The 23,145-nt window shown below is 68.2% G+C and carries 20 protein-coding genes; 9 read left to right on the top strand and 11 right to left on the bottom strand.

The genetic code is table 11. The annotated features are described in order from the left end of the window. Nucleotides 1-190 precede the first annotated feature (190 nt). Nucleotides 191-1,222, top strand: a complete 1,032-nt coding sequence (locus tag BMY69_RS16245; RefSeq protein WP_090180173.1) for an energy transducer TonB — start codon at nucleotides 191-193, stop codon at nucleotides 1,220-1,222. A 53-nt stretch (nucleotides 1,223-1,275) separates the two neighbouring features. Here the strand turns inward: BMY69_RS16245 and BMY69_RS16240 are convergent, their stop codons facing one another. After that, on the bottom strand, nucleotides 1,276-2,640 hold the full coding sequence (locus BMY69_RS16240; RefSeq protein ID WP_090180171.1) for a serine hydrolase domain-containing protein: 1,365 nt from the start codon (nucleotides 2,638-2,640) through the stop codon (nucleotides 1,276-1,278). A 204-nt stretch (nucleotides 2,641-2,844) separates the two neighbouring features. On the opposite strand from BMY69_RS16240, the gene BMY69_RS16235 reads away from it, so the two are divergent. Beyond that, nucleotides 2,845-4,131, top strand: coding sequence for an NTP/NDP exchange transporter (locus BMY69_RS16235; RefSeq protein WP_254779348.1), 1,287 nt, complete (start codon nucleotides 2,845-2,847; stop codon nucleotides 4,129-4,131). Here the strand turns inward: BMY69_RS16235 and BMY69_RS16230 are convergent. The 3 genes from BMY69_RS16230 to mtgA are packed head-to-tail and all read right to left on the bottom strand — an operon-like array spanning nucleotide 4,128 to nucleotide 6,323. After that, entirely contained in the window at nucleotides 4,128-4,556 is a 429-nt protein-coding gene (locus tag BMY69_RS16230) for a CBS domain-containing protein (protein WP_090056906.1), read from the bottom strand. The two genes, BMY69_RS16235 and BMY69_RS16230, sit on opposite strands and share 4 nt — an antisense overlap. A gap of 47 nt (nucleotides 4,557-4,603) precedes the next feature. Next, nucleotides 4,604-5,575 (bottom strand): glycosyltransferase family 2 protein, encoded by a 972-nt coding sequence (locus tag BMY69_RS16225; RefSeq protein WP_090180169.1) that lies wholly within the window; start codon nucleotides 5,573-5,575, stop codon nucleotides 4,604-4,606. A gap of 7 nt (nucleotides 5,576-5,582) precedes the next feature. After that, the gene (mtgA, locus tag BMY69_RS16220) at nucleotides 5,583-6,323 is read right to left on the bottom strand and encodes a monofunctional biosynthetic peptidoglycan transglycosylase (RefSeq protein WP_090180167.1); all 741 of its coding nucleotides are present in this window, start codon (nucleotides 6,321-6,323) and stop codon (nucleotides 5,583-5,585) included. A 110-nt stretch (nucleotides 6,324-6,433) separates the two neighbouring features. On the opposite strand from mtgA, the gene BMY69_RS16215 reads away from it, so the two are divergent. Further along, nucleotides 6,434-7,396, top strand: coding sequence for an Hsp33 family molecular chaperone HslO (locus BMY69_RS16215; protein WP_255364589.1), 963 nt, complete (start codon nucleotides 6,434-6,436; stop codon nucleotides 7,394-7,396). Nucleotides 7,397-7,516: 120 nt separating this feature from the next. On the opposite strand, the gene BMY69_RS16210 is transcribed toward BMY69_RS16215, so the two are convergent. After that, nucleotides 7,517-10,405 (bottom strand): bifunctional diguanylate cyclase/phosphodiesterase, encoded by a 2,889-nt coding sequence (locus BMY69_RS16210; RefSeq protein WP_090056913.1) that lies wholly within the window; start codon nucleotides 10,403-10,405, stop codon nucleotides 7,517-7,519. Between the two features lie 259 nt (nucleotides 10,406-10,664). On the opposite strand from BMY69_RS16210, the gene BMY69_RS16205 reads away from it, so the two are divergent. Next, nucleotides 10,665-11,603, top strand: coding sequence for a hypothetical protein (locus BMY69_RS16205; protein WP_090180165.1), 939 nt, complete (start codon nucleotides 10,665-10,667; stop codon nucleotides 11,601-11,603). Between the two features lie 119 nt (nucleotides 11,604-11,722). Here BMY69_RS16205 and BMY69_RS16200 read toward each other — a convergent pair whose 3' ends face one another. Then, nucleotides 11,723-11,920 carry a YbdD/YjiX family protein gene (locus BMY69_RS16200; protein ID WP_217642661.1) on the bottom strand — a complete coding sequence of 66 codons (198 nt, stop codon included), beginning with the start codon at nucleotides 11,918-11,920 and terminating at the stop codon, nucleotides 11,723-11,725. A gap of 10 nt (nucleotides 11,921-11,930) precedes the next feature. Next, a complete protein-coding gene (locus BMY69_RS16195) occupies nucleotides 11,931-14,006 on the bottom strand; it encodes a carbon starvation CstA family protein (RefSeq protein ID WP_090056919.1) in 2,076 nt (691 codons plus the stop codon). Between the two features lie 186 nt (nucleotides 14,007-14,192). Between BMY69_RS16195 and def the strand changes: the two genes are divergently transcribed. Beyond that, nucleotides 14,193-14,729: a peptide deformylase gene (gene def, locus BMY69_RS16190; protein ID WP_090180163.1), complete on the top strand. Its 537-nt coding sequence runs from the start codon at nucleotides 14,193-14,195 to the stop codon at nucleotides 14,727-14,729. Between the two features lie 22 nt (nucleotides 14,730-14,751). Here the strand turns inward: def and BMY69_RS16185 are convergent, their stop codons facing one another. From BMY69_RS16185 to BMY69_RS16170, 4 genes are all read right to left on the bottom strand, one after another. Continuing rightward, nucleotides 14,752-15,135: a DNA-binding protein gene (locus BMY69_RS16185; protein ID WP_139206108.1), complete on the bottom strand. Its 384-nt coding sequence runs from the start codon at nucleotides 15,133-15,135 to the stop codon at nucleotides 14,752-14,754. Nucleotides 15,136-15,258: 123 nt separating this feature from the next. Next, complete coding sequence (pyrF, locus tag BMY69_RS16180; RefSeq protein WP_090180160.1) at nucleotides 15,259-16,071, bottom strand: orotidine-5'-phosphate decarboxylase; 813 nt, start codon at nucleotides 16,069-16,071, stop codon at nucleotides 15,259-15,261. A 141-nt stretch (nucleotides 16,072-16,212) separates the two neighbouring features. After that, on the bottom strand, nucleotides 16,213-17,871 hold the full coding sequence (gene ettA, locus BMY69_RS16175) for an energy-dependent translational throttle protein EttA (protein WP_090056927.1): 1,659 nt from the start codon (nucleotides 17,869-17,871) through the stop codon (nucleotides 16,213-16,215). A 141-nt stretch (nucleotides 17,872-18,012) separates the two neighbouring features. Continuing rightward, the gene (locus tag BMY69_RS16170; protein ID WP_090180158.1) at nucleotides 18,013-18,990 is read right to left on the bottom strand and encodes a zinc metalloprotease; all 978 of its coding nucleotides are present in this window, start codon (nucleotides 18,988-18,990) and stop codon (nucleotides 18,013-18,015) included. Between the two features lie 208 nt (nucleotides 18,991-19,198). Here BMY69_RS16170 and glyA point away from each other — a divergent pair, with 208 nt between their 5' ends. From glyA to BMY69_RS16150, 4 genes are read left to right on the top strand one after another with little or no spacing between them, the layout of a single operon-like run. Continuing rightward, nucleotides 19,199-20,455, top strand: coding sequence for a serine hydroxymethyltransferase (gene glyA / locus BMY69_RS16165; protein WP_090180155.1), 1,257 nt, complete (start codon nucleotides 19,199-19,201; stop codon nucleotides 20,453-20,455). 3 nt (nucleotides 20,456-20,458) lie between these two features. Further along, nucleotides 20,459-20,974, top strand: a complete 516-nt coding sequence (gene nrdR / locus BMY69_RS16160; RefSeq protein WP_090056934.1) for a transcriptional regulator NrdR — start codon at nucleotides 20,459-20,461, stop codon at nucleotides 20,972-20,974. A gap of 38 nt (nucleotides 20,975-21,012) precedes the next feature. Next, a complete protein-coding gene (gene ribD / locus BMY69_RS16155) occupies nucleotides 21,013-22,080 on the top strand; it encodes a bifunctional diaminohydroxyphosphoribosylaminopyrimidine deaminase/5-amino-6-(5-phosphoribosylamino)uracil reductase RibD (RefSeq protein WP_090180464.1) in 1,068 nt (355 codons plus the stop codon). Continuing rightward, complete coding sequence (locus BMY69_RS16150) at nucleotides 22,080-23,090, top strand: Gfo/Idh/MocA family protein (RefSeq protein ID WP_090180460.1); 1,011 nt, start codon at nucleotides 22,080-22,082, stop codon at nucleotides 23,088-23,090. Before ribD ends, BMY69_RS16150 begins: the two co-directional genes overlap by 1 nt. Nucleotides 23,091-23,145 lie beyond the last annotated feature (55 nt).

The raw sequence follows: 23,145 nt of genomic DNA, 5'->3' as shown, positions 1-23,145 counted from the left end.
CCCCGGCCTGGCCGGGGTCGTTCGTTTCCGGGGTTCGCCCACCGGACCGGAAAACGTCCTAGGCCGTCCAACTGGATTCACGCGTCCATTACGGTTACCTTGTCGCCACATCGCGCTGCGGGGACCGGGGGGGTCTTCCGCGTCAAGCCATCATCGGCGCGCGCCTTCGCGGAGTCCGTTACGAACCGCCATGGACAATCGTCATCGTCTTAGTGCCCGCCCTCGTGCGCGCGGCGCCGTCAATCCCGTGACCCTCGCCGTCGTCGCCATCGTCGTGGCGCTCGCGATCGCGGCCTGGTTCCTCATCATCAAACCGTATCGCGACGCATCGGCCGGCGTGACGCCCGTGCCCACCGGCGCGCAGAAGGCGGCGGCCGCTCGCGAGACACCGCCCGCCAATGTGGACGCCTTGAGCGTCGATCAGCTGTTGTCCGAGGCGCGCACCGCGATGAACGAGCAGCGCCTGGTGGCGCCCGCCGGCAACAACGCCTTCGAGTTCTACATGAAGGCGCTGCAGAAGCAGCCCGGCAATCAGGTCGCCGCGGACGCCTTGCGCGAAACCTTCTCCTACGGCGCGGCCGCGACCGAGCAGACGATCAACCAGCGCGAGTTCGCCGAGGCCCAGCGCGAGATCGACCTACTGGCGAAAGCCGATCCCGAGAATTACACCCTGACGATCCTGCGCTCGAAGCTGGACGCCCAGCGCAAGACGCTCGACCGCGAACAGCAGCAGGCGCTGGACGCGCAGAAGGCGCAGCAGCTCGCACAGCAGAACGCGGCGGCCGCGGCGCGGCAGCAGGCTGAGCAGGCCGCCGCCGCGGAAGCGCAGCGTCAGCAGGCGGCGCGCGAGCAGGCGGCACGTGTCGCGCAACAGCAGGCGCCGGCCGCGGCCGCTCCCGTCGCGTCGCGCCCCGCGGCACCGGCCGCGCGACCGGCCACCTCGGACGCCATCAGCGACGCGGTCCTCATCCGTCAGGTCAGCCCGCGCTATCCGACCGCGGCCATGCGCGCGAACCAGGAAGGCTGGGTCGACGTCGAGTTCGCCGTCGGCACGGACGGCGCGGTCGCCAACGTGACCGTGGTCGACTCGCAGCCGAAGCACGTGTTCGATCGCTCCGCGGTCGACGCCGTCAGCCGCTGGGAGTACAAGCCCGCCACGCGCAACGGCGAACCGATGACGGTGACCCTGCGGCGACGGTTGCAGTTCAACCTCGGCAGATAAGACAACGGCCCCGAAAGGGGCCGTTTTTCTTTGGACGCGTCCGGGCGAACGAGCTACTCCGGCTTCTTCTTCTTGGTTGCCGTCTTGGATGCCGTTTTCTTCGGCGTGGCTTTCGTCTTCGACTTCGCCGTGGCCTTCGCCTTCGGCGCGGTCTTCGCCGGCGCGGCCTTCGCGACGGGCGCGGCCGCGCGGATGGGGCCGTCGACGCCAGCCCAGTCCATGTGCGGGAGGCCGAGCAGGCTGTCGAAGACCATCGGCATGAGTCCGGCGGGGACCGGGCCCGCGCCGTTCCACATCGTGACGACGCCCGCGTGGTACTTCGGGAAGAAGCCGATCATCGTGCGGTAACCCGACACGGCACCCGCGTGGTAGACGAGGTCTTCGTTGGCGTACTTGAAGACGCGCCAGCCGAGCGCGTAGTGCGCGTCGGTCACGCGCGCGCGGCGCCAGGGCTGGGAGCGCTCTTCGGACGGCGTGGACACTTCGGGCGCGTGCAGCACGTCGAGCAGCGGGGTCGGCAGCACGTCGGGGCGACCGCCCATCTGCGCCATCAGCCACTGCTCCATGTCGCGGAGGCTCGCGTTGACACCGGCGGCGGGGGCCACGCGGTAGTAGCTGTCGTTCGGCTCGTACGGAATCCAGTTGTGCGGACCGCCGCGATGGGGGCGCGCCCAGCTCTTGCTCGCCTCCAGCGCGTCGCGGCCGTAGCTCGCGGTTGTCATGCCGAGCGGCGCGAAGATGCGGCGCTCCACCTGGCGGAAGAAGTAGTCGCCGGTCTGCGCATAGATGACGTCGCCGATCATGCTGAAGGCGACGTTCTGGTAGCCGTAGCAGGCGCCCACCTTGCAGGAGAGGTCGACCTCGTCGAGCTTGCGCACGAGTTCCTCGTACGGCGCGTCGGCCTCGAGCATCGCGTCGTAGGTATTGCGCGGCAGGCCGAGGCGCTGACCGAGGATGTCGCGCACCGTGGCCTGCTGCGCGGACTGCATGTCCTTGAGCTTGAAGTAGGGCAGGGTGTCGACGAGCTTCGTGTCCCAGCTCAGGAACCCGGCACGGACGAGGACGGCGGTGACGCCGGTGGCGAAGGCCTTCGACAGCGACGCGAGACGGAAGACGGTCTCGGGCGTCGCCGGTTCCTTCGTCTTCGCGTTCGCGTAGCCGATGGCACGCTCGTAGACGACCTTGTCGTCGACGATGACCGCGGTGACGATCGCCGGCGCGGCGTCGCGGGCTTCCGCGGCGTCGAGCCAGCGCTTGTAGTTCTCGACGGTTTCCTTGACGCGCTCGGGCGGCAGCTTCGCGGCTTCCGGGTCCACGTGGACGACGGGTGGCTTCTGCGGCTGGGCGGCGAGAGCGAACGGTGCGGCGACGGTGCAGGCGAAGGCACAGGCGAGCAGTGAAGTGAAACGGAACGACATGCTTTTCTCGCGGCTACGAGGCGTGGGGACACGCCGCGACGGATGGGAAGGCCGGCTGCTCCGGCGTTTCGTCTGGCATTGTCATGCAGTTCCCGTTCCGCGACAACGGATCGAGCCTTGACGTCCCTGAACACGTCCGGGCTCGCGGCGGCGCAACATGGGCGTGCTAGTCTTCGTTCAACCCCACCGGACACCCCGGCCATCGTGAATCCACCTGCAGGCGCAGCCCGGACCGGGGGCCTGACCCTCGCTCTCTCGGTCATCGGCTTCTTCCTCGTCCTGACCTCCTATTACGTCCTGCGCCCCGTGCGGGACCAGCTCGTGGGTGCCGCCGGGTCGTCGTCCCTGCCGATGTTCTACGCGGTCGTCTTCGTCGTCATGCTGGCCCTGACCCCGGTGTTCGGCTGGCTGGTCGCCCGTTTCCCGCGCCGTCGCGTGCTCCTGGGGAGCTACCTGTCGTTCGTGCTGTGCCTGTTCGCTTTCGTGCCGGCGTTCGTCGCGCAGGATCGTATCGGCGCGGTCGCCCTGGGCCAGGTCTTCTTCGTCTGGGTCAGCGTGTTCAACCTGTTCGTCGTCTCGCTGTTCTGGAGCCTGATGGCCGACGTGTACCGCAGCGCGGAGGCGCGGCTGGTCTTTCCGATCATCGCCTTCGGCGGCATGGCCGGCGCGCTGCTCGGACCGCTTCTGACGCGCCTGCTCGTGGTCCGGGTGGGCGTGCCGTCGATGTTGGTCGTCTCGGCGGTGACGCTGCTGCTCGCGCTGGGCGCCCTGCTGGTGGTGCTGCAGCGCGCGGACGCGAACGATCGCGGCGAGAACGCGCCACTGGGCGGGTCGATCATCGAGGGCGCGAAGGCGGCGATCTCGCAGCCGTTTCTCCGCTACATGACCCTTCTGATGCTCTTCAGCGACGGCATCGCCACGATGGCGTACGCGCTGATGGCGGATTACACCAAGGCCCATTTCACCGACAACGCCGCGCGCACCGCCTTCTATGCCGACCTCGACCTCTGGATCAACGGGCTCGGGGCGGTGCTTCAGCTGACGCTGACGCCGCTGCTGATGCGCCGCGTCGGCACGGCATGGGCGCTGGTGCTGCCGTCGGTGGTCAATTGCGTCCTGCTTGCGTGGCTGGCGTTCCATGGCCCCGGCGACACCGTACTGTTCGGCTTCGCGGTGCCGCTGATCGCGATCGTCCAGATCGCCACGCGGGGGCTCACCTTCGGCATGTCGAAGCCCGCGGTGGACGCGCTTTATACGCGCATCCCGCGCGAGGCCCGCTACAAGGGCAAGAACTTCATCGAGACGACCGTGTGGCGCTTCGGCGACCTGCTGGTCACCAGCGGGCTGCAAGGGCTGCGCGCGCTCGGCGTGGGCATCGCCGGCATCGGCATCCTCTGCGCGACGCTCGCCGCGCTGGCCGTCGAGGTAGCCCGGCGCGCCGCGACGTCGCCGGACCTGGAGCCGGAGTCGGACGAACGCCGGCGAGGCTAGCCGGCGATATAGCTCTCGAGCTGGTTGATCGTTTCCTGCTGCTCGGAGATCGTGGCCTTGACCAGATCGCCGATCGATACCATGCCGACCAGCGTGCCGTCGTCGAGCACGGGCAGGTGGCGCAGGCGTCCGTCCGTGCACAGCCGCATGCATTCGTCGACGGTGGCGTCGAGCGCGACGGACACGACGCTGGCGGTCATGATCTCCGCCACGCGGGTCTCGCGCGACGAACGGTCCTTCAGGATCACCTTGCGCGCGTAGTCGCGCTCGGAAACGATGCCGACGAGCTGGTCGCCCTTCTTCACCGCGAGCGCACCGACGTTCTTCTCGGCCATCAGCTGGATCGCCTCGAAGACGGTGGCGTCCTCGGCCACCGAAAACACGGCACGGCCCTTGATTTCAAGGAGATGCTTCACCTGGCGCATGCTGCCACTCCCCGGTTGGATGCGGCCCCCGCCGCGATGGCGTCAGTCTAGCGCCGGTCGGGAAGCGTGGAGTAATCGCTGGGTGAAGGACGGCCACCGCGGTGCTCGTCCACGTAGTAGAGCGGACGACGCTTGGACTCGGAATACGTGCGCCCGACGTATTCCCCGATGACGCCGAGCGCGAGCAGCTGCGCGCCGCCCAGGAAGAGGATCACGACCATCAGCGTGGGATAGCCGCGCACGGGATCGCCCCAGAGCAGCACCTTCAGCACGATCCACAGGCCGTAGAGGAACGCCAGCGTCGCCGCCGAGACGCCGACCCAGGTCGCGAGGCGGAGCGGTGCGGTCGAGAACGAGGTGATGCCCTCGATCGCGAGGTTCGTCAGGCGCCAGTAGTTCCACTTCGTCGCGCCCGCGCGACGCGCTTCGCGGTGGTAGGTGACCGACGTCTGCCGGTAGCCGATCCAGGTGAACAGGCCTTTCATGAAGCGCTGGCGCTCGCGGAGCTGGCGCAGTGCGTCCACGGCGCGCCGCGACAGCAGGCGGAAGTCGCCGGTGTCGCGGGGCAGCGGCGTGTCCGAGAGACGCTCCATGACGCGATAGAACGCCGCGGAGGTGAACTTCTTCGTGCGTGTCTCGCCGTCGCGTTCGCCGCGCGTGGCGTAGACCACGTCGAAGCCTTCCTGCCAGCGAGCGACGAGCGCGGGGATCAGTTCGGGCGGATCCTGCAGATCGATGTCGATGACGACCACGGCGTCCGCGTCGGCGGCGTCGAAGCCGGCCGTCATCGCGGCCTCCTTGCCGAAGTTGCGCGACAGGCGGATCGTCTCGACGCGCGCATCCCGCCCGGCCACGGCGCAGAGCACCTGCCAGGTGCCGTCCTGGCTGCCATCGTCAACGTAGATCACCCGCGACGTCGCGTCGATGCCGTCGAGCACCGCGGACAGCCTCGCGTGGAAGATGTCGACCACGGCGGACTCGTTGTATGCGGGGACCACGATGGCGAGCGAGAAGGTCATGCGGGCCTCAGCGGACGCGGCCGGACACGGGCGCGGGACGGGAGAGATAGGCAGGGCCGCCCAGCTGACCCGCCTGGCGGACGATCCACGCGGTGCGCCGCTCGACGTAGGCGCTGGGGGCGTCGACGCGGAAGCGGCGCGGATTCGGCAGGACCGCGGCGAGGCGCGCGGCCTGCGTCGCGTTCAGCCGGTCGGCGGAGGTGCGGTAGAAGGTTTCGGCGGCGGCGCCGACGCCGTAGATTCCGTTGCCGAGCTCCACGGTGTTCATGTAGACCTCGAGGATGCGCTGCTTCGGCCAGAAGGTCTCGATCAGCACGGTGAACCAGGCCTCGAGGCCCTTGCGGACGAAACTGCGCCCGTTCCACAGGAACAGGTTCTTCGCGACCTGTTGGCTGATCGTGCTCGCGCCACGCAGCCGCCTGCCCTCGTCGGCGGCATCGATCGCGTCCTGGATGGCGTCGACGTCGAAGCCATGGTGGTACGGAAATTTCTGGTCCTCGGCCGCGACCATCGCGATGCCCACCTGCGGCGAGATGCGCTCTGACGGCACCCAGGTGTGCCGGAACGTGAAACCGTCCTCGTGCGCCACCAGCGCCTCGACACGGCGCTCCATCATCATCGCGCTGGTCCACGGCGGCACGAAGCGGAACGCGATCACGACGACGCACGACAGCGCGAGCCACGCGAGAACGAGCAGGCCGACGATCTGGGCGAGGCGGCGAAGGGGAGAACGAGGCGTCTGGCTCATGTCGGCGCGATGACGGAGGATGGCGCAGTATAAGGGCCGTCGGCCGGCATGGGCTTGTCGCTGCCCGGGCGAGGCCCCACCTTTCGTCGGATCACCAGGAGACCCTCACCGTGACCGATCAGATCGTCGATACCCTCGTGTCCGAGGACGTGCTGCACCGCTTCATGCTCGAGAAAGCGGGCGTGCGGGGCGTGCTGGTGCGGCTCGGCGCCAGCTGGAAGGAAATCGCCTCCCGCGCGGAGTACTCCACGCCGCTGCGTGCGACGTTGGGTCAGGCCGTCGCCGCGAGCGCGCTGCTCACGGGCAACATCAAGTTCGAAGGCTCGCTCTCGATCGAGTTCAAGAGCCAGGGGTCGTTGCGCCTGCTGTTCGCCGAGTGCACGGACAAGGGCCGCCTTCGCGGACTCGCGCGCGTCGACGAGAACGAGCCGGGCGCGCTGGCCGATGCCGTGAACCTGGCGCGCGCGCCGGAGGCGCTCCTCGTCATCACGATCGGCCAGGCCGATCGCGGCCGCTATCAGGGCATCGTCGACCTCGCGGGTGACGGGGCCGACGCGTCGACCCACGAGGGCCCGTCGTCGCAGCTCGCCGCCGCGCTGGAAGGTTACTTCGAGAAATCCGAGCAGTTGCCCGCGCGTATCCTGCTGGCCGCCAACGGCGATCACGCGGTGGGACTCATGTTGCAGCCGGTGCCGGGCGAGGGTGGCCACGGCGCGGCCGAGCAGGACGACGACGCATGGGATCGCGTGGGCCACCTGACGGCGACGCTGAGCGCCGCGGAAATGCTGGCCACGCGTCCCGAGGAACTGCTCTACCGCCTGTACCACGAGGAAACCGTGCGGATGTACGAGCCGCGCGCGCTCGAGTTCGGCTGCACGTGCTCGCAGGAGCGCGTCGAGGGCATGCTCCGCGCGCTGGGCCGCACCGAGGTCGAGGCGGCGCTGGAGGATCGCGCCGGCGAGATCGAAGTGGTCTGCGAGTTCTGCGCCACGCGCTACACGTTCGATCGCGTGGACGCCGAACGCCTGCTCACCCAGGCCGAAACGCCCCCGTCACCCTCGACACTCCAGTAAGGACAACGGTAGGAGCGGCCCCGGCCGCGACAGCTTTTCGCCTCGGTCCGGGAGGCCCGCGCCAGCTCGCTGGTTTCGGCGAAAAGCCGTCGCGGCCAGGTCCGCTCCTGCCGTGCCGGGTCAGGCGTCGAGCGACAGCGGCGCGCCCAGCCATTTGCTCGCCGGCTGGGGTTGCGCGAACAGGAAGCCCTGGCCGAAGCGGCAGCCGATGCGGCGCAGCGCGCGCATCTGCGATTCGGTTTCGATGCCCTCGGCGATCACCTGCATGCGCAGTGAGTCCGCCAGCGCCTGGATCGCACGCACCACGGCGGTGCTGTGCGCCGTGCTGTCCTCCGCCGGTAGCTCGGTGACGAACGAGCGGTCGATCTTCAGGGTCTCGATCGGGTACTGGTGCAGGTAGCTGAGCGACGAATAGCCCGTGCCGAAATCGTCGAGCGCGATGCCGACGCCGTGGTCGCGCAGGTTCTCGAGGATCCGCTTCACCTGCGCCGGGTTCTCCAGCAGCGCCCGTTCCGTCACTTCCACGCGGATGGATCGCGCCGGGACGCGATGTTCCGCGAGCAGGTCGAGCAGCCGCTGGTCGAGGTCGGGCGACCTGAAGTGGCTGCCCGATACGTTGATGCTGATGAAGCCTTCGTCGCCGACGAGGGCGCGCGCCTGTCGCGCCACCTGCTCGAAGATCTGCCAGTCGATCGCCTCCGAGCAGCCGGTGTCCTCCGCCACGGCGAGGAACTCGCCGGGCGGCAGCAGGCCGCGCTCGGGATGGCGCCAGCGCAGCAGCGCCTCGTAGCCGACCACGCGGGTGTCCTCGAGGTCGACGATGGGCTGGAAGAACGGGACGAATTCGTTGCGAGTGAGGGCGCGGCGCAGATCGCCCTCCAGTTCCAGCAGCGAAAGGGCCTCGCGGCGCAGGCGGTCGTCGAACACGGCCGCGCGGTGGCGCCCCTCGTCCTTCGCGCGGTACATGGCCGAATCGGCGTCGCGCAGGAGCTCTTCCGGACGGGTGTACTCGGGCGTCGGCAGGGCGATGCCGATCGAGGCGGAGGTGAAGATCTCCTTCGCGCCCAGTCGGAACGGCGTCTGCAGCTGCGCGATGATGCGCTCGGCGATGTGCGTCGCGGCCTGTGGATCGACGATGCCCTCGACCAGCACGGCGAATTCGTCGCCGCCCAGACGCGCGACGACGTCGCGCGTCTTCAGGCAGGCACGGATGCGTCCGCCGACCTGGAACAGGAGGTCGTCGCCGACGAGGTGGCCGACCGAATCGTTGATGACCTTGAAGCGGTCGAGGTCGATGAACAGCACCGCGAACAGGTCGCCCGGATTCTCGCGGTAGTGGTTCAGCGCCTGCTCGAGGCGCTGCAACAGCAGCGTCCGGTTGGGCAGGCCCGTCAGCGAGTCGTGCAGGGTTTCGTACTTCAGGCGGCGCTCGACGCGCTCGCGCTCGGCGATCTGCTCGCGCAGGTCGCGGTTGGCCAGTGCCAGCGCGCGGGTGCGCTCGGTGACGCGACGCTCCAGGCTCGCATAAGCCTGCTTCAGCGACTCGGTCGTGTACTTGCGCTGCAACGCGTTGGCGATGTGGTAGCTGACGAATGTGAGCAGTTCCTGATCGCGCGCGCTGTACGTGTGCTCGGGCGTGTAGCTCTGCACCGCGAGCACGCCCATCGATTTCTCGTTCCAGATCAGCGGCACGCCGAGCCAGTGCAGCGAGCGCGCGCCCGAGGTGGAGAGCACCTGGTCGCGGTTGAGGCGGTCGATCTCGTCGCGATCGGCGAGCAGCGCCTTGCCGTTGCGCAGCACGTATTCGGTCAGCCCGCGGCCGAGCTCGCGCGGCTCGCGCACGCCGTCGAGCTCGTCGACGGAGTAGGGGAACGTGAGCTTGTTCTGGTCTTCGGAGAGCAGCGCGATGTAGAAGTTGCGCGCGTAGAGCAGGCCACCGATGACGCGATGCACGGCGGCGTAGAAGTTCTCGATGCTGTCCGAGGTGTTCGCCAGCTCCGCGATGCGGAACAGCGCCGCCTGGAGCCGCTCGCCGCGCTGGCGCTGCAGCACCTGCTGGCGCAGCACCCGGTTCGCTTCGCGCAACGCCGCGGTGCGCGTGGTGACGCGCCGCTCCAGTTCCTCGTGCGCCTGGCGCCGTTCCAGCGCCGTCTGCACGTGCTGGGCGACGTAGGTGAGCAGGTCGCGATCGTTCTCGGTGTAGCGCGTGTCGTCGCGGTAGCTCTGCACCACCAGCGCACCGACCACGTCGTCGCCACGCTTCATGGGCACGCCCAGCCAGTCGTCGCTCGGCGGACCGATCGGCACGCGGGGGCCCGGGAGATTCTTCTCGAGCTCGCTGCTCGCGCCCATCATGGCGCGGCCGCTCTGCAGCACGTGCCAGGTGAGCGTGTTCTCGATGGCCTCGATCGCGCGGATGCCTTCCGGATCGGGGATGTCCTTGTCTTCGGTGTCCACGAAATACGGGAACCGCACGGTGCGGTTCTGCGCGTCGTAGAGCACGATGAAGAAATTCTCGGCGTACATGAGGCTGCCCACGATGCCGTGGAGCGCGCTCATCATGTCCTTCATGTTGTGCTCGGCACCCGCCTGCTCCGCGATCGCGTAGAGCGCGCGCTGCAGGCGCTCGGCCAGGGCGAGCCGCGAGATGGCCTCGTAGAGGTTCGCCGTCTCCGCCAATTGCCGGAGGCGGGCTGCGGCGAGGCGGCTCAGCCAGGCGAGCATGTCGGCGGCGGCCGCCAGCTCGACCCCATCGGCGGAAACGTCGACGTAACGCTCGTTCTGTGGATCGATCGCCAGTTCCCGCGCGCCGGCGGCGATAGGGTTGGCGGCGGGGCGCCAGGAGACGACGGCGCCGGGCAGGAGGAAACGGACGAAAGCCTCGCACTCCGTACGGACCGACTCGGCGTCCGCGGCGCGGAGCAGGCGCTCGACGGCTTCCTGCAACGGCGCGGCCTCCGTGTGACCGGGTGCCTGCAGGGTCGGGCTTTGGGATGGAGCGAAGGTCATCGCCTGACGGGGTTCCGGTCGTGGTCGATTGCAGTCTATATGCGTTGCGGCGGCGGCGCGATGGGGCGCCGTGGCGCGCTTCCGGGAGCCGCCGCCCCCCGGCGGGCGCCCCCTCATGGACATAAACGGCAACGGACAGCGTTCCTTAAGGGGGACTCGCCGGGGTGTTAGTAAAAAGTAAAACGGGGTATACTCGGGTCGTTCCCGTCAGGCTGAGGCGGGACGCGGGGAAACTCAGCCGTTGCAGAGCACGAACTCCATGCGCCGTTCCTTTCTGACCATGCTTCTGTTGATGCCGCTCGCCGCGGCAGGACAGGTGGCGCCGGTCGGGCAGGACGCCACGGCCAACCGTCTGCTCGGCGCCGGCGGCCCGACCGATCCGTCCAGCGTGCCGCTCTGGCGCGCTCCCGACGGTCGCGCTCTCTCCCTGCGGTCCGACGATCGCGCCGATTCGACCCAGCCCTTGGCCCTGCGGCCGGTGGAATCCGGTCCGGCGTTGACCAGCGGCCTCCAGTACGACATCGGCCCGCGCGTCCAGGCGCATGCCAGCGTGAGCGGACAGGGCTGGATCAATTCGGCCGAATCCTGCGGCGCGGGTAGCCGCGGCGATCGTTGCAGCACACCGGGGGCTCCTCCGCGCATCGTCGGCAGCGAAGTCGGGGCCACGTATCGCGGCTCGGGCTACAGCGTCGGCCTAGGCGTGGGTTCCAGCCGCCCGACCGGCACGGGTGCGGCATTGCCGCGCGTGCTGCCTGGCCTGGCTACCGCTTCGGGCCTTCCGATCGGCGCGCTCTCGTCCAGCACGGAATTCAACGCGCACGGGCGGGTCGATCTCGGCGCGCGCAGCGGCATCGATCTCGGCGCGAGCATCGGCCGCATCCGGCTCCTGCCGGGCAACCTGCTCGGCATCGGTTCCGTCGACCAGAAGGCCTTGAGCTTCGGCGTGGACCGCGGTCCGCTCTCGGGCCTCATCACCGGCCGCACCATGCAGCCGGAAGCCAACGCGGTGAACGGCCTGAATCCGGATCGTCGCTGGAGCGCCATCGATCTCGGCGTTACGTGGCGCCTGCCGTGGCGCGGCGAGCTGTCGGTCGGCGCTCAGAACGTCTGGTCGTCGGGCAACGCGCCGAGCGGCCCGGTAGGCCCGGAGCCCGATCAGTCGCGTACGCCTTACGTGCAGTATCACCAGGATCTCTGAGGCGCTTCTCGCGCGTCGGAACGAAGAAAAGCCCGGCTCTCGCCGGGCTTTTTCGTATGGCGCGTCGCGAAGACCGATCGCCCCGCCCTGGGCCCGCATCGGCCTCCTGCCCGAGAAACTCAGCAGCAGCGCCCGCCGGTCCCTCGATAGCGCGCCTCCTGTCGCTCGCGGAAGAACTCGCCGTAGGACGGCACCGCCCGGTCCGGGTGATGCTCGCGCAGATGTTTCACGTACACGTCGTAGTCGGGCACGCCGCAGCAGAGCCGGGCGGTCTGCACCGCCCAGCGCCATAGCGATCCCGGATGCATGGTCGCCATGATCCGCTCCTCAGCCCGTCACGCTGGAAAGGGCCACGTACGGCTCTTCCTGCGCGGTCGGCCGGTTGGCCTTCCATGCGCGGACGATCGAACGCAGGGAGAAGAACAGCATCGTCAGCACCAGCAGCATGAACAGGCCGGTGAGGACCATGTCGACGCGGTTGTTCGTGATGATCCGCTGCATTTCCTCGGCGGTCTTCGCCGGCGCGAGGAGCTTGCCCTCGGCGGCCGCGGCGGCGTACTTGTTCGCGGCGGCGGTGAAGCTGATCTTCTCGTCGAAGAGCTTCTGCCAGCCGGCGGTGAGCGTGCAGATCACCAGCCACGCGGCGGGCACCGCCGGAACGAGCACGTACCGTTCGCGCTTGAGTTTGACGGTGACCACCGTGGCCAGCATCAGCGCGATCGCAGCCAGCATCTGGTTGGCGATGCCGAACAGCGGCCACAGCGTGTTGATGCCGCCCAGCGGATCGACCGCACCCTGGTACAGGAAGTAACCCCACAGTCCGACGCAGATGACCGTGGCGACGACGTTGCCGAGCCACGATTCCGTCTGCTTCAGCGGCGCCCAGGCCATGCCGGCCAGCTCCTGGATCATGAAGCGGCCGACGCGCGTGCCGGCATCGACGGTAGTGAGGATGAACAACGCTTCGAACAGGATGGCGTAGTGGTACCACAGCGCCATCATGTCCTTGCCCGGCATGACGTTGTGCAGCAGCTGCGCCATGCCGACGGCGAGCGTGGGTGCGCCGCCGGCGCGGCCGAGGATCGTCCCTTCGCCGATGTTGCGCGCCGTGTCGGTCAGTTCGGCCGGCGTGACGAGGAAGCCCCAGCTGCTGATCGTCTGCGCGGCCTGCTCGGCCGTGGTGCCGACGAGGGCGCCGGGCGAATTCATCGCGAAGTACACGCCGGGGTGGAGCGACGCCGCGGCGATGAGCGCCATGATCGCGACGAAGGCTTCCATGAGCATGCCGCCGTAGCCGACGAGGCGGGCTTCCCCTTCGTTCGCCAGCAGCTTCGGCGTGGTGCCCGAGGCGATGATCGAGTGCCAGCCCGACACGGCGCCGCAGGCGATCGTGATGAACAGGAACGGGAACAGGTTGCCCGCGAAGACCGGGCCGGTGCCGTCGACGAACTTCGTGATGGCCGGCATCTGCAGCGTCGGCGCGGCGAGGAAGATGGCCAGCGCGAGCAGCAGGATCGTGCCGATCTTCAGGAACGTGGAGAGGTAGTCGCGCGGCGCGAGCAGCAGCCACACCGGCAGTACCGAGGCGAAGAAGCCGTAACCGATCAGCAGCCAGGCGAGGGCCTTGGCGTCGAAATCGAACAGCGCCGCGACGGCCGGCGTGTCGTTGACGACCTTGCCGTACCAGATGGATGCGAGCAGCAGGATCAGGCCGATGATCGACACTTCGAGGATCCGTCCCGGACGGATGTAGCGCAGGTAGACGCCCATCAGCAGCGCGATGGGAATCGTCGCCGCGACGGTGAATGTGCCCCAGGGGCTGTGGGTCAGCGCCTTGACGACGACCAGTGCCAGCACGGCCAGCACGATCATCATGAGGACGAGCACGCCGACCATCGCGATCACGCCGGGTACCTCGCCGAGCTCCGCCCGCAGCATGTGGCCGAGGGATCGGCCGTCACGACGCAGGGAGAGTCCGAGGATCATGAAATCCTGCACCGCGCCGGCGAAAACCACGCCGACGAGGATCCACAACGTGCCGGGCAGGTAACCCATCTGCGCGGCCAGGACCGGACCCACCAGGGGGCCCGCGCCCGCGATCGCGGCGAAGTGGTGGCCGAAGACGACCCACCGGTCGGTGGGCACGTAATCGAGGCCGTCGTTGCGCAGCACCGAGGGCGTGGCCCGGGTGGGGTCGAGCTGCAGCACCCGGTTGGCGATCAGCCGGCTGTAGAAGCGGTAACCGATCAGGAAGACGGCGATGGACGCCGTCACCAGCCAGATCGCGTTGATCGGTTCGCCGCGGCGCAAGGCGACGACGCCGAGACACCAGGCGCCGACGATGGCGATGGCAGCCCACAGGAGCTTGCCCGCGGGACTGGGTTTGGGAATGGCGCTGTTCATGGTGTTTGGAGCTCCCCGTGCGGATGGACCAAGGGTCGTCCCCGTCGGCGCGGGGGTCAATCGCCGCGCGGGGTTTCACGTATTAGCCATTGGTCGAATGGCCGCGGGACCGGCGGCGTGCCTCCGCGCTTGAGCGGTGGGCGTTTCGGCGCCATGCTGGAGGCTCCCCCATTCCCCGGGACCCCCATGATTCGCGAGATCCTGAAGATGGGCGACGAGCGCCTCCTGCGCATCGCGCCGCCCGTGCCGCCCGAGATGATCGGTTCACCCGAACTCGATGCGCTGATCGGGGACATGTTCGAGACGATGCACCACGTCGGTGGCGTGGGTCTGGCCGCGCCGCAGATCGGCGTCGACCTGCAGCTGGTGATCTTCGGCTTCGACAGCAGCGAACGGTATCCCGACGCGCCGCCGGTGCCGGAAACCATTCTCCTGAATCCGACGATCGTGCCGCTCTCGGACGAGATGGAGGAGGGCTGGGAAGGCTGTCTGTCGGTGCCCGGCCTGCGCGGCGTGGTCGCGCGCTACACGAGGATCCGCTACACCGGCGTTGATCCGCACGGCGCGCCCATCGATCGTGTCGCCGAAGGATTCCATGCGCGCGTAGTCCAGCACGAATGCGATCACCTGATCGGGCGCTTGTATCCGTCGCGGATCACGGACTTCTCGCGCTTCGGATTCACCGAGGTGCTCTTTCCGGGGATGGATGTCGCGGACGACTGAGCGCGCGCGACACCCCGCGTTCTTATTCGGCGTCGGCCAGCGCCTCGATGATGACCAGCAGTGCCTTGCGGCGCTCCTTGGGCATGCGGCTGACCAGGCCCACGAGACGCAGTTGCTCGCGGGAATCGGCGCGATAGAGGGCGGGGCTTTCGCGGACGCCCGTGGCGCCGTTGGGCGAGCCACGGCCGGTCGCGAGCCATTCGAAGTTAACGCCGAAACGAGTCGCCATGTCGATCTGGCGCTCGAGTTCGGGCAGGCCGAGATCGCTGAGCCATTTCCGGGCGGTTTCGCGGCTGACGTCGAACAGATCGGCCAGCTGCGTGATTCGGCCGCGGCCTTTCTTCACGCCAGCCATGTCCAGCGCGACATGCAGGCGTTGGGAAAAACCTCGGTTGGTAAGTGGCATTGACAACTCCGGTGGAACGCTATGGCGCTTCTAGCCCGATATTGTTCGATAGCGCGGAGTAGCAGCGTAAGCCTTTTGCAGTTGCTAAATCGTACAATTTGCGACTGCTATTCGCTTGTAAGCTTACGATAAGAAAGAGTTGACCGATTTTCTCATTTCTTCCGCCGCCCGATGTGCTACGTCGGCGAAGTCCGAGCCGCTGCCGGCGTAGAGGATGGCGCGAGACGAGGAAATCATCAGGCCTGTGCCGTCGGCGGTCCTGCCCTCGCGAACCACCGCTTCCACATCGCCGCCCTGGGCGCCGATGCCGGGAACGAGCAACGGCATGTCGCCGACTTCCCTGCGAACGCGGCCGAGTTCTTCCGGCCAGGTGGCGCCCGTGACCAGCGCGCAGTTGCCGTTTCCGTTCCATTCGCGCGCGATGGTCTGCGCCACGCGGATGTACAGCGGTTCGCCGCCGCAGTCGAGCGCCTGGAAATCCTTGCCGCCCGGATTGGACGTACGGCAGAGCAGGATGACGCCCTTGTCCGCGCGCTCCAGGAAAGGCGCGACGGAGTCGTGCCCGAGGTACGGATTCAGGGTGACCGCGTCGGCGTCGTAGCGTTCGAACGCTTCCATGGCGTAATGCTTCGCCGTGGACCCGATGTCGCCGCGCTTCGCGTCGAGGATGACCGGGATGCCGGGATGGCGGTCGTGGATGTGCCGGATCAGGCGCTCGAGCACGTCTTCCGCGCGCTGCGCGGCGAAGTGGGCGATCTGCGGCTTGAAGGCGCAGACCGAACCGGCCGTCGCATCGACGATGTCCCGGCAGAATTCGAAGATGCCTTCGGTGCCCGAAAGACCCGCCGGCAGACGGCCCGGCTCCGGGTCGAGTCCCACGCACACCAGGGATTCGTTGCGACGCCAGGCGTCCTTCAGGGCGGTCATGAAGTTCATGGATTTACTCGCGGCGTCGGGTGGAGGCGGTGGGAGCGGACCCGGCCGCGACAGCCTTTCGACTCACCGCGACAGGTCCTGCCGCGTATCGCGAAAAGCTGTCGCGGCCGGGTCCGCTCCTGCACCGAAGGCAGGTCTGCGTCAGACCAGCTTCTTGTACTTCACGCGCTTCGGGCCGGCGTCGTCGCCGAGACGGCGCTTCTTGTCGGCCTCGTACTCGTTGTAGTTGCCCGGGAAGAACTCGACGTGCGAATCGCCTTCGAACGCGATGATGTGCGTGGCGATGCGGTCGAGGAACCAGCGGTCATGCGAGATGACCACCGCGCAGCCCGGGAATTCGAGCAGGGCGTCTTCGAGCGCGCGCAGCGTTTCGACGTCCAGGTCGTTCGACGGTTCGTCGAGCAGCAGCACGTTGCCGCCCTGGAGCAGCGTCTTGGCCATGTGCAGGCGGCCACGCTCACCGCCGGACAGCTGGCCGACGATCTTCTGCTGGTCGGTGCCCTTGAAGTTGAAGCGGCCGATGTAGGCGCGCGACTGGATTTCGAAGTTGCCGATCGTGAGGATGTCCGAACCGCCGGAGACTTCCTGCCAGACGTTGTTCTTCGGATCGAGGGCGTCGCGCGACTGGTCGACGTAGGCGAGCTTGACCGTGTGGCCGAGCTTCACTTCGCCGGAGTCCGGCGATTCCTTGCCCATGATCATCTTCATCAGCGTCGACTTACCGGCGCCGTTCGGACCGATCACGCCGACGATGGCGCCGGCCGGGATCTTGAACGAGAGGTCTTCGATCAGCACGCGGTCGCCGAACGACTTGGTGACGTTCCGGAACTCGATCACTTCCTGGCCCAGGCGCTCGCCCGGCGGAATGAAGATCTCGTTGGTTTCGTTGCGGCGCTGGTACTCGACCGAGTTCAGCTCCTCGAAGCGGTTCAGGCGCGCCTTGCCCTTCGACTGGCGACCCTTGGCCGCCGAGCGAACCCATTCGAGTTCCTTCTTGATCGCCTTCTGGCGCGACTTTTCCTGATTGGCTTCCTGCGCGAGACGCTGGTCCTTCTGTTCCAGCCACTCGGTGTAGTTGCCCTTCCAGGGAATGCCGCGGCCGCGGTCGAGCTCGAGGATCCACTCGGCGGCGTTGTCGAGGAAGTAGCGGTCATGCGTGACGGCCACGACGGTGCCGGGGTAGTCGTGCAGGAACGTTTCCAGCCAGTCGACGGATTCGGCGTCGAGATGGTTGGTCGGCTCGTCGAGCAGGAGCATGTCCGGCTTGGAGAGGAGCAGGCGGCACAGGGCCACGCGACGCTTCTCGCCGCCCGACAGCGGGCCGATCTTCGCGTCCCACGGCGGCAGGCGCAGCGCGTCGGCGGCGACTTCCAGCTGGCGCTCGAGGGCATGGGCGTCGTTCGCCGCGAGGATGCCTTCGAGGGCCTCCTGCTCCTTGGCGAGCTTGTCGAAGTCCGCGCCTTCCTCGGCATACGCCGCGTACACCTCTTCCAGGCGCTTCTGCGCGTCGAGCACTTCCGAGACGCCTTCCTCGACCGCTTCACGCACCGTCTTGTTCGGGTCGAGATCGGGCTCCTGCGCGAGGTAACCGATCTTGGTGCCCGGGTTGGCGCGTGCCTCGCCCTGGAAGTCGGTGTCGACGCCGGCCATGATCTTGAGCACCGTCGACTTGCCCGCGCCGTTCAGGCCCAGCAGGCCGATCTTGGCGCCCGGGAAGAACGAGAGCGAGATGTCCTTGATGATCTGGCGCTTCGGGGGGACGATCTTGCTCACCCCGTTCATGGTGTAGATGTATTGCATGGGTGCTCCGTCAGGCAAAGCGGGCCGGGGGAGCACGAGCGTGCTCCCGGCAGGCAAACCCCGATTATAACCGGTCGGGGTGACGGGGCGGTGGCCATGCGCGGTGCCGGGACCCCCTCTCGAGGGCCCCGGGGACGTGCCTCAGAGCAGCGGCGTCAGGAACTCGCGGATGTTTCGCTGGTTGGCCGAGGTGTACCAGCGGCAGCTGATGGTGGCCAGCACGTAGCCCGCCATGCTGCTGGCGCAGGGGAAGGTCTGCGCGTGCTCGTGGACACCCCCGATCGTGTGGCCCAGTTCATGCGCGACGATGTGCCGGGGGCCGGTCCTGCTCGCCATGGCCGACTTGCCCCGGTCGAGGGCGACCCCGACCGCGTTCGAGCCCCAGTTGCCCGCCGGCTTGTCGACGAAAAGCATGTAGCGGGTCAGCGGGCCGGGGTGTCCGCCGACGCCGTCCACGTATTCGAAGCCCCTGAGGTGGACGTCGTGCAGTCGATCGACCTGGGTGCCGGCGTGGTAGTCGAGGTCGGTGAGGCCGGGAACGCGTGTCTTCAGGAACACCCGGACGGGCTTCCCGGGAATCACGTCGTTCTTCATCTCCTTGAGCCACCAGGCCGTGTACCAGTTGACAAAGCGCTCGTTGTCCGGCTCGTTCGCGTTGTCGTGGAGGAAGATCCAGACGTTCAGGCCGTCGCCACCGGGCTGGTCGGCTTCCGGATCGGGTGGGTTTTCGTCGTCCATGCCCGCGACGTCGTCGAGGCCGGCGTAGTCGGGGATCCATTCGCCGGAGCGCTTCGCCCTGCCGGCCGCGGACGGCTTCTCGTCGTCGTAGGCGATGTCCAGCCGATCGCCGAGCCGTACGATCGTGGCCGGCCGACCGTCGACCTGCGCCGCGTAGATGGCTCCGGGCTGGCCGTCGGGACCTTCGAGCTCGACCTCGAGCTGGTCCAGGCCCGCGATCCGATGCATGACGCCGTCGTATTCCAGCGCGAACGCCGGGGCGTGGCCGGCGGCCAGGGCGGCGTCGAACGCCGCCGCGGATGAGCTGGCGTTCGCCGCCGGGCCGATCGCCAGGCAGCCCGCGGCGAGTGCCAGTGCTAGGGGGAGGTGTCGCAGTCGCATGGTGTCCATTCCTGGGGAGGGGGAGGGGTGGGCGTTAGGGCGCCCGTGGTCAGCCTAGGTGCCGCGCCCGTGGGGCGGAGTCGGCCCACTGCTTGTCGGGACGTAGGAGATCGCTCAAACCGGCGTCCCGGCCCTTGTCCGGCTGGCTGCAAACCCCCACGTCGGCTACACTTTTCCCCTTTCCCATGGCTCCCCGCACGAGGTTCAGATGTTCCCGAAGGATGCAACGATCGCCGGTTACGACGACGAGCTCGCCCAGGCCATCGCGGGCGAGGCCCGCCGCCAGGAAGACCACGTCGAACTGATCGCCTCCGAGAACTACGCCAGCCCGCGCGTGATGGAAGCCCAGGGCTCGGTGCTGACGAACAAGTACGCCGAGGGTTATCCCGGCAAGCGCTACTACGGTGGCTGCGAATACGTCGACGTCGCCGAGAAGCTGGCGATCGAGCGCCTGAAGAAGCTCTTCGGCGCCGATTACGCCAACGTGCAGCCGCATTCGGGCTCGCAGGCCAACCAGGCCGTCTATTTCGCCCTGCTCAATCCGGGCGACACGATCCTCGGGATGAGCCTCGCCCACGGCGGTCACCTCACGCACGGCGCGAAGGTGAACATGTCCGGCAAGCTGTTCAACGCCGTGCAGTACGGCATCGACCCGGACACCGGCCTCGTCGATTACGCCGAGATCGAGAAGCTCGCGGTCGAGCACAAGCCGAAGATGATCGTCGCCGGTTTCTCCGCCTACTCGCAGATTCTCGACTGGGCGAAGTTCCGCGAGATCGCCGACAAGGTCGGCGCGTACCTCTTCGTCGACATGGCGCACATCGCCGGCCTCGTCGCCGCGGGCGTCTATCCGAACCCGGTGCCGCACGCGCACGTGGTCACCTCCACCACGCACAAGACGCTGCGCGGTCCGCGCGGCGGCATCATCGTGGCGAAGGGCCTCGGCGAGGAGCTCGAGAAGAAGCTGCAGTCGATCGTCTTCCCGGGCATCCAGGGCGGCCCGCTGATGCACGTGATCGCCGCCAAGGCCGTCGCGTTCAAGGAGGCCCTCGAGCCGGCCTTCACCGATTACCAGAAGCAGGTGGTCGCCAACGCGAAGGCCATGGCGAAGACGCTGATCGAACGCGGCTACAAGGTCGTGTCCGGCGGCACCGAGAACCACCTCATGCTGATCGACCTGATCGGTCGCGACGTCACGGGCAAGGACGCCGAAGCCGCGCTGGGCAAGGCGCACATCACGGTGAACAAGAACGCCGTGCCGAACGATCCGCGTTCGCCGTTCGTCACGTCCGGCCTCCGCGTCGGCACGCCGGCGATCACCACCCGCGGCTACAAGGAAGCGGAGACCATCGAACTGGCGACGTGGATCTGCGATGTGCTCGACGCGCCGGGCGACGAGGCCGTGATCGCGGCCGTTCGCAAGAAGGTCACCGAGCAGTGCGCGAAGTTCCCGGTCTACGGCTGATCGATGCACTGTCCGTTCTGCCAGCATGAAGACACGCGCGTCATCGACTCCCGCCTCACGGAGGACGGGAGCACGGTGCGTCGCCGCCGTGAGTGCCCGCAGTGCGGCGAACGCTTCAATACGTTCGAAACCGCCGAACTGAAGCTCCCGGCGATCGTCAAATCCGGCGATCGCCGCGAGCCGTTCGACGAACACAAGCTGCGCGTGAGTTTCGAGCGCGCCCTGCAGAAGCGCCCGGTCGCGAGCGACGCCGTGGACACCGCCGTTCGCGCGGTGGTCGACGACCTCCGTCGCAGCGGCGAGCGCGAAGTGCCGTCGCGCCAGGTGGGCGAGCTCGTCATGCGCGAACTGAAGAAACTCGATCAGGTCGCCTACGTGCGCTTCGCTTCCGTCTACCGTCGCTTCGAGGACGTCCATGCGTTCCGCGAGGAGATCGAGAAGCTGGAGCGCGACCTGCCGTCGATGGAAGGGCTGCAACTGCCGCTGCTCGAGGCGGCCAGGCGAGGACGCAAGTCCTGATGTCGCGCCCGTTCTTCCCCGCCATGGACCATGTCCACATGGCGCATGCGCTGCGTCTCGCCGCGCGGGGCATGCACACCACCCAGCCCAATCCGCGCGTCGGCTGCGTCATCGCCCGCGGTGAGACGGTACTGGGTACCGGCTGGCATCCGCGCGCGGGTCAGCCGCATGCGGAAATCTTCGCGTTGCGCGAGGCCGGCGATTCGGCGCGCGGCGCCACCGCCTACGTCACGCTCGAGCCCTGCGCCCACTTCGGCCGCACGCCGCCCTGCGCGGATGCGTTGATCGCCGCGGGCGTCGGTCGCGTCGTGATCGCGCACGAGGATCCGTTCGACAAGGTCGACGGCGCGGGCATCGCGAAACTGCGCGAGGCCGGTATCGGGGTGCAGGTCGGCCTGATGCGCGATCAGGCGCGTGAACTGAACATCGGATTCTTCAGCCGCATCGAGCGCGGACGTCCCTGGGTGCGCGTGAAGCTCGCGATGAGCCTCGACGGGCGCACGGCGCTGGCCGATGGCTCGTCGAAGTGGATCACCGGTGAGCCCGCCCGTGCGGATGTGCAGCGCTGGCGCGCTCGCGCGTCCGCCATCCTCTCGGCCAGCGGTACCGTCCTCGCCGACGATCCGCGACTCACCGTGCGCCTGCCCGGCGACGAGCCGTTCGTGCCGCCGCTGCGCGCGATCCTCGACAGCCGTCTGCGCACGCCCGCCGGTGCGAACGTGCTCGACGGCGCGGCGCCGACCCTGCTGCTGCACGCGCCCGACGCCGTCGTGCCGGCGCATCTGGAAACCGTCGAGCGCAGCACGGTCCGTCGCTACGATCACGGCGGCCTCGACCTGCGCGCCGCGCTTCACACGCTCGCCCTGCGCGACGTCAACGAAGTGCACGTCGAGGCCGGTCCCGTCCTGTGCGGTGCGTTGCTGGCCGCCGGCCTGGCCGACGAGTTGCTCGTGTACGTCGCGCCGATCCTCCTCGGCAGCAGCGCCCGGCCGATGCTGACGCTGCCGCCGCTGGACGACATGGCGGCGCGCTGGAAGCTCGATACCGTCGACCGTCGTCAGGTCGGCGACGACACGCGACTGCAGCTGCGGCCGCTGGCCCGGTGATTCCGGCGCGTCCGCTCGCGCAGGTCCGCTGGGGCATCGTCGGATGCGGGGCGGTCACCGAAGTGAAGAGCGGTCCGGCGTTCCAGAAGATTCCCGGCTCTTCGCTCGTGGCGGTCATGCGACGCGATAGCGACAAGGCGCGTGACTACGCGATGCGCCATGGCGTGCCGCGCTGGTACGACGATGCCGCCGCCTTGATCGCCGATCCGGAGGTCGACGCGATCTACGTCGCGACGCCACCCTCGAGCCATCGCGAGTACGCGCTGATGGCGATCGCCGCGGGCAAGCCGGTCTACGTCGAGAAGCCGATGGCGATCGACCACGCCGAATGCCAGGCCATCATCGACGCCGGCCAAGCGGCCGGCGTGCCCGTCTTCGTCGCCTATTACCGGCGCATGCTGCCGCGTTTCCAGCGCATCGCGGCGTTGCTCGCGGAGCATGCGATCGGCACGCCGCGCCTCGTCAACGTCCTGCTGCACCATCCCTTCGAAGCGCGTTACCGCGATCCGGCGAACCTGCCCTGGACGGTGCGCCCGGAGATCTCCGGCGGCGGCATCTTCGTCGACATCGGCTGCCACACCCTCGACATCCTCGACTTCCTGCTGGGGCCGATCGTCGACGCGCGCGGCATGGTCTCGAACCAGCTCGGCGCCTATCCCGCGGAAGACACGGTGGCGATGGCCTTTCGCTTCGACAGCGGCGTGCTCGGAACCGGGCTGTGGAACTTCGCGGCCGACCGTCGCGAGGATCGCGTCGAGATCGTCGGCGACCGCGGCCGCCTCGTCTTCGCCACGTTCGGCGACGGGCCGATCCGCGTCGAGACGGACGGTCGCGTGGACGACATCGTCGTCGTCAATCCCGAACACATCCAGCAGCCGCTCATCGCATCGATCGTCGCGGAACTCACGGGGCAGGGCACCTGCCCCTCGACCGCGCGCACCGGTGCGCGCACCAGCTGGGTCATGGACCAGGTTCTGGCGAAACAACCTGGCCCGATCCCTCCCCGGTAGGAGCGCGCCCTGCGCGCGACATCTTTTCGCGAGGAGCGACAGGCCTCGCCACCGG

The organism is Luteibacter sp. UNC138MFCol5.1, assembly GCF_900110505.1.
Lineage (GTDB): Bacteria > Pseudomonadota > Gammaproteobacteria > Xanthomonadales > Rhodanobacteraceae > Luteibacter.
The sequence above is the reverse complement of the archived record's forward strand: the minus strand, read 5'-3'. Positions and strand labels throughout refer to the sequence as shown.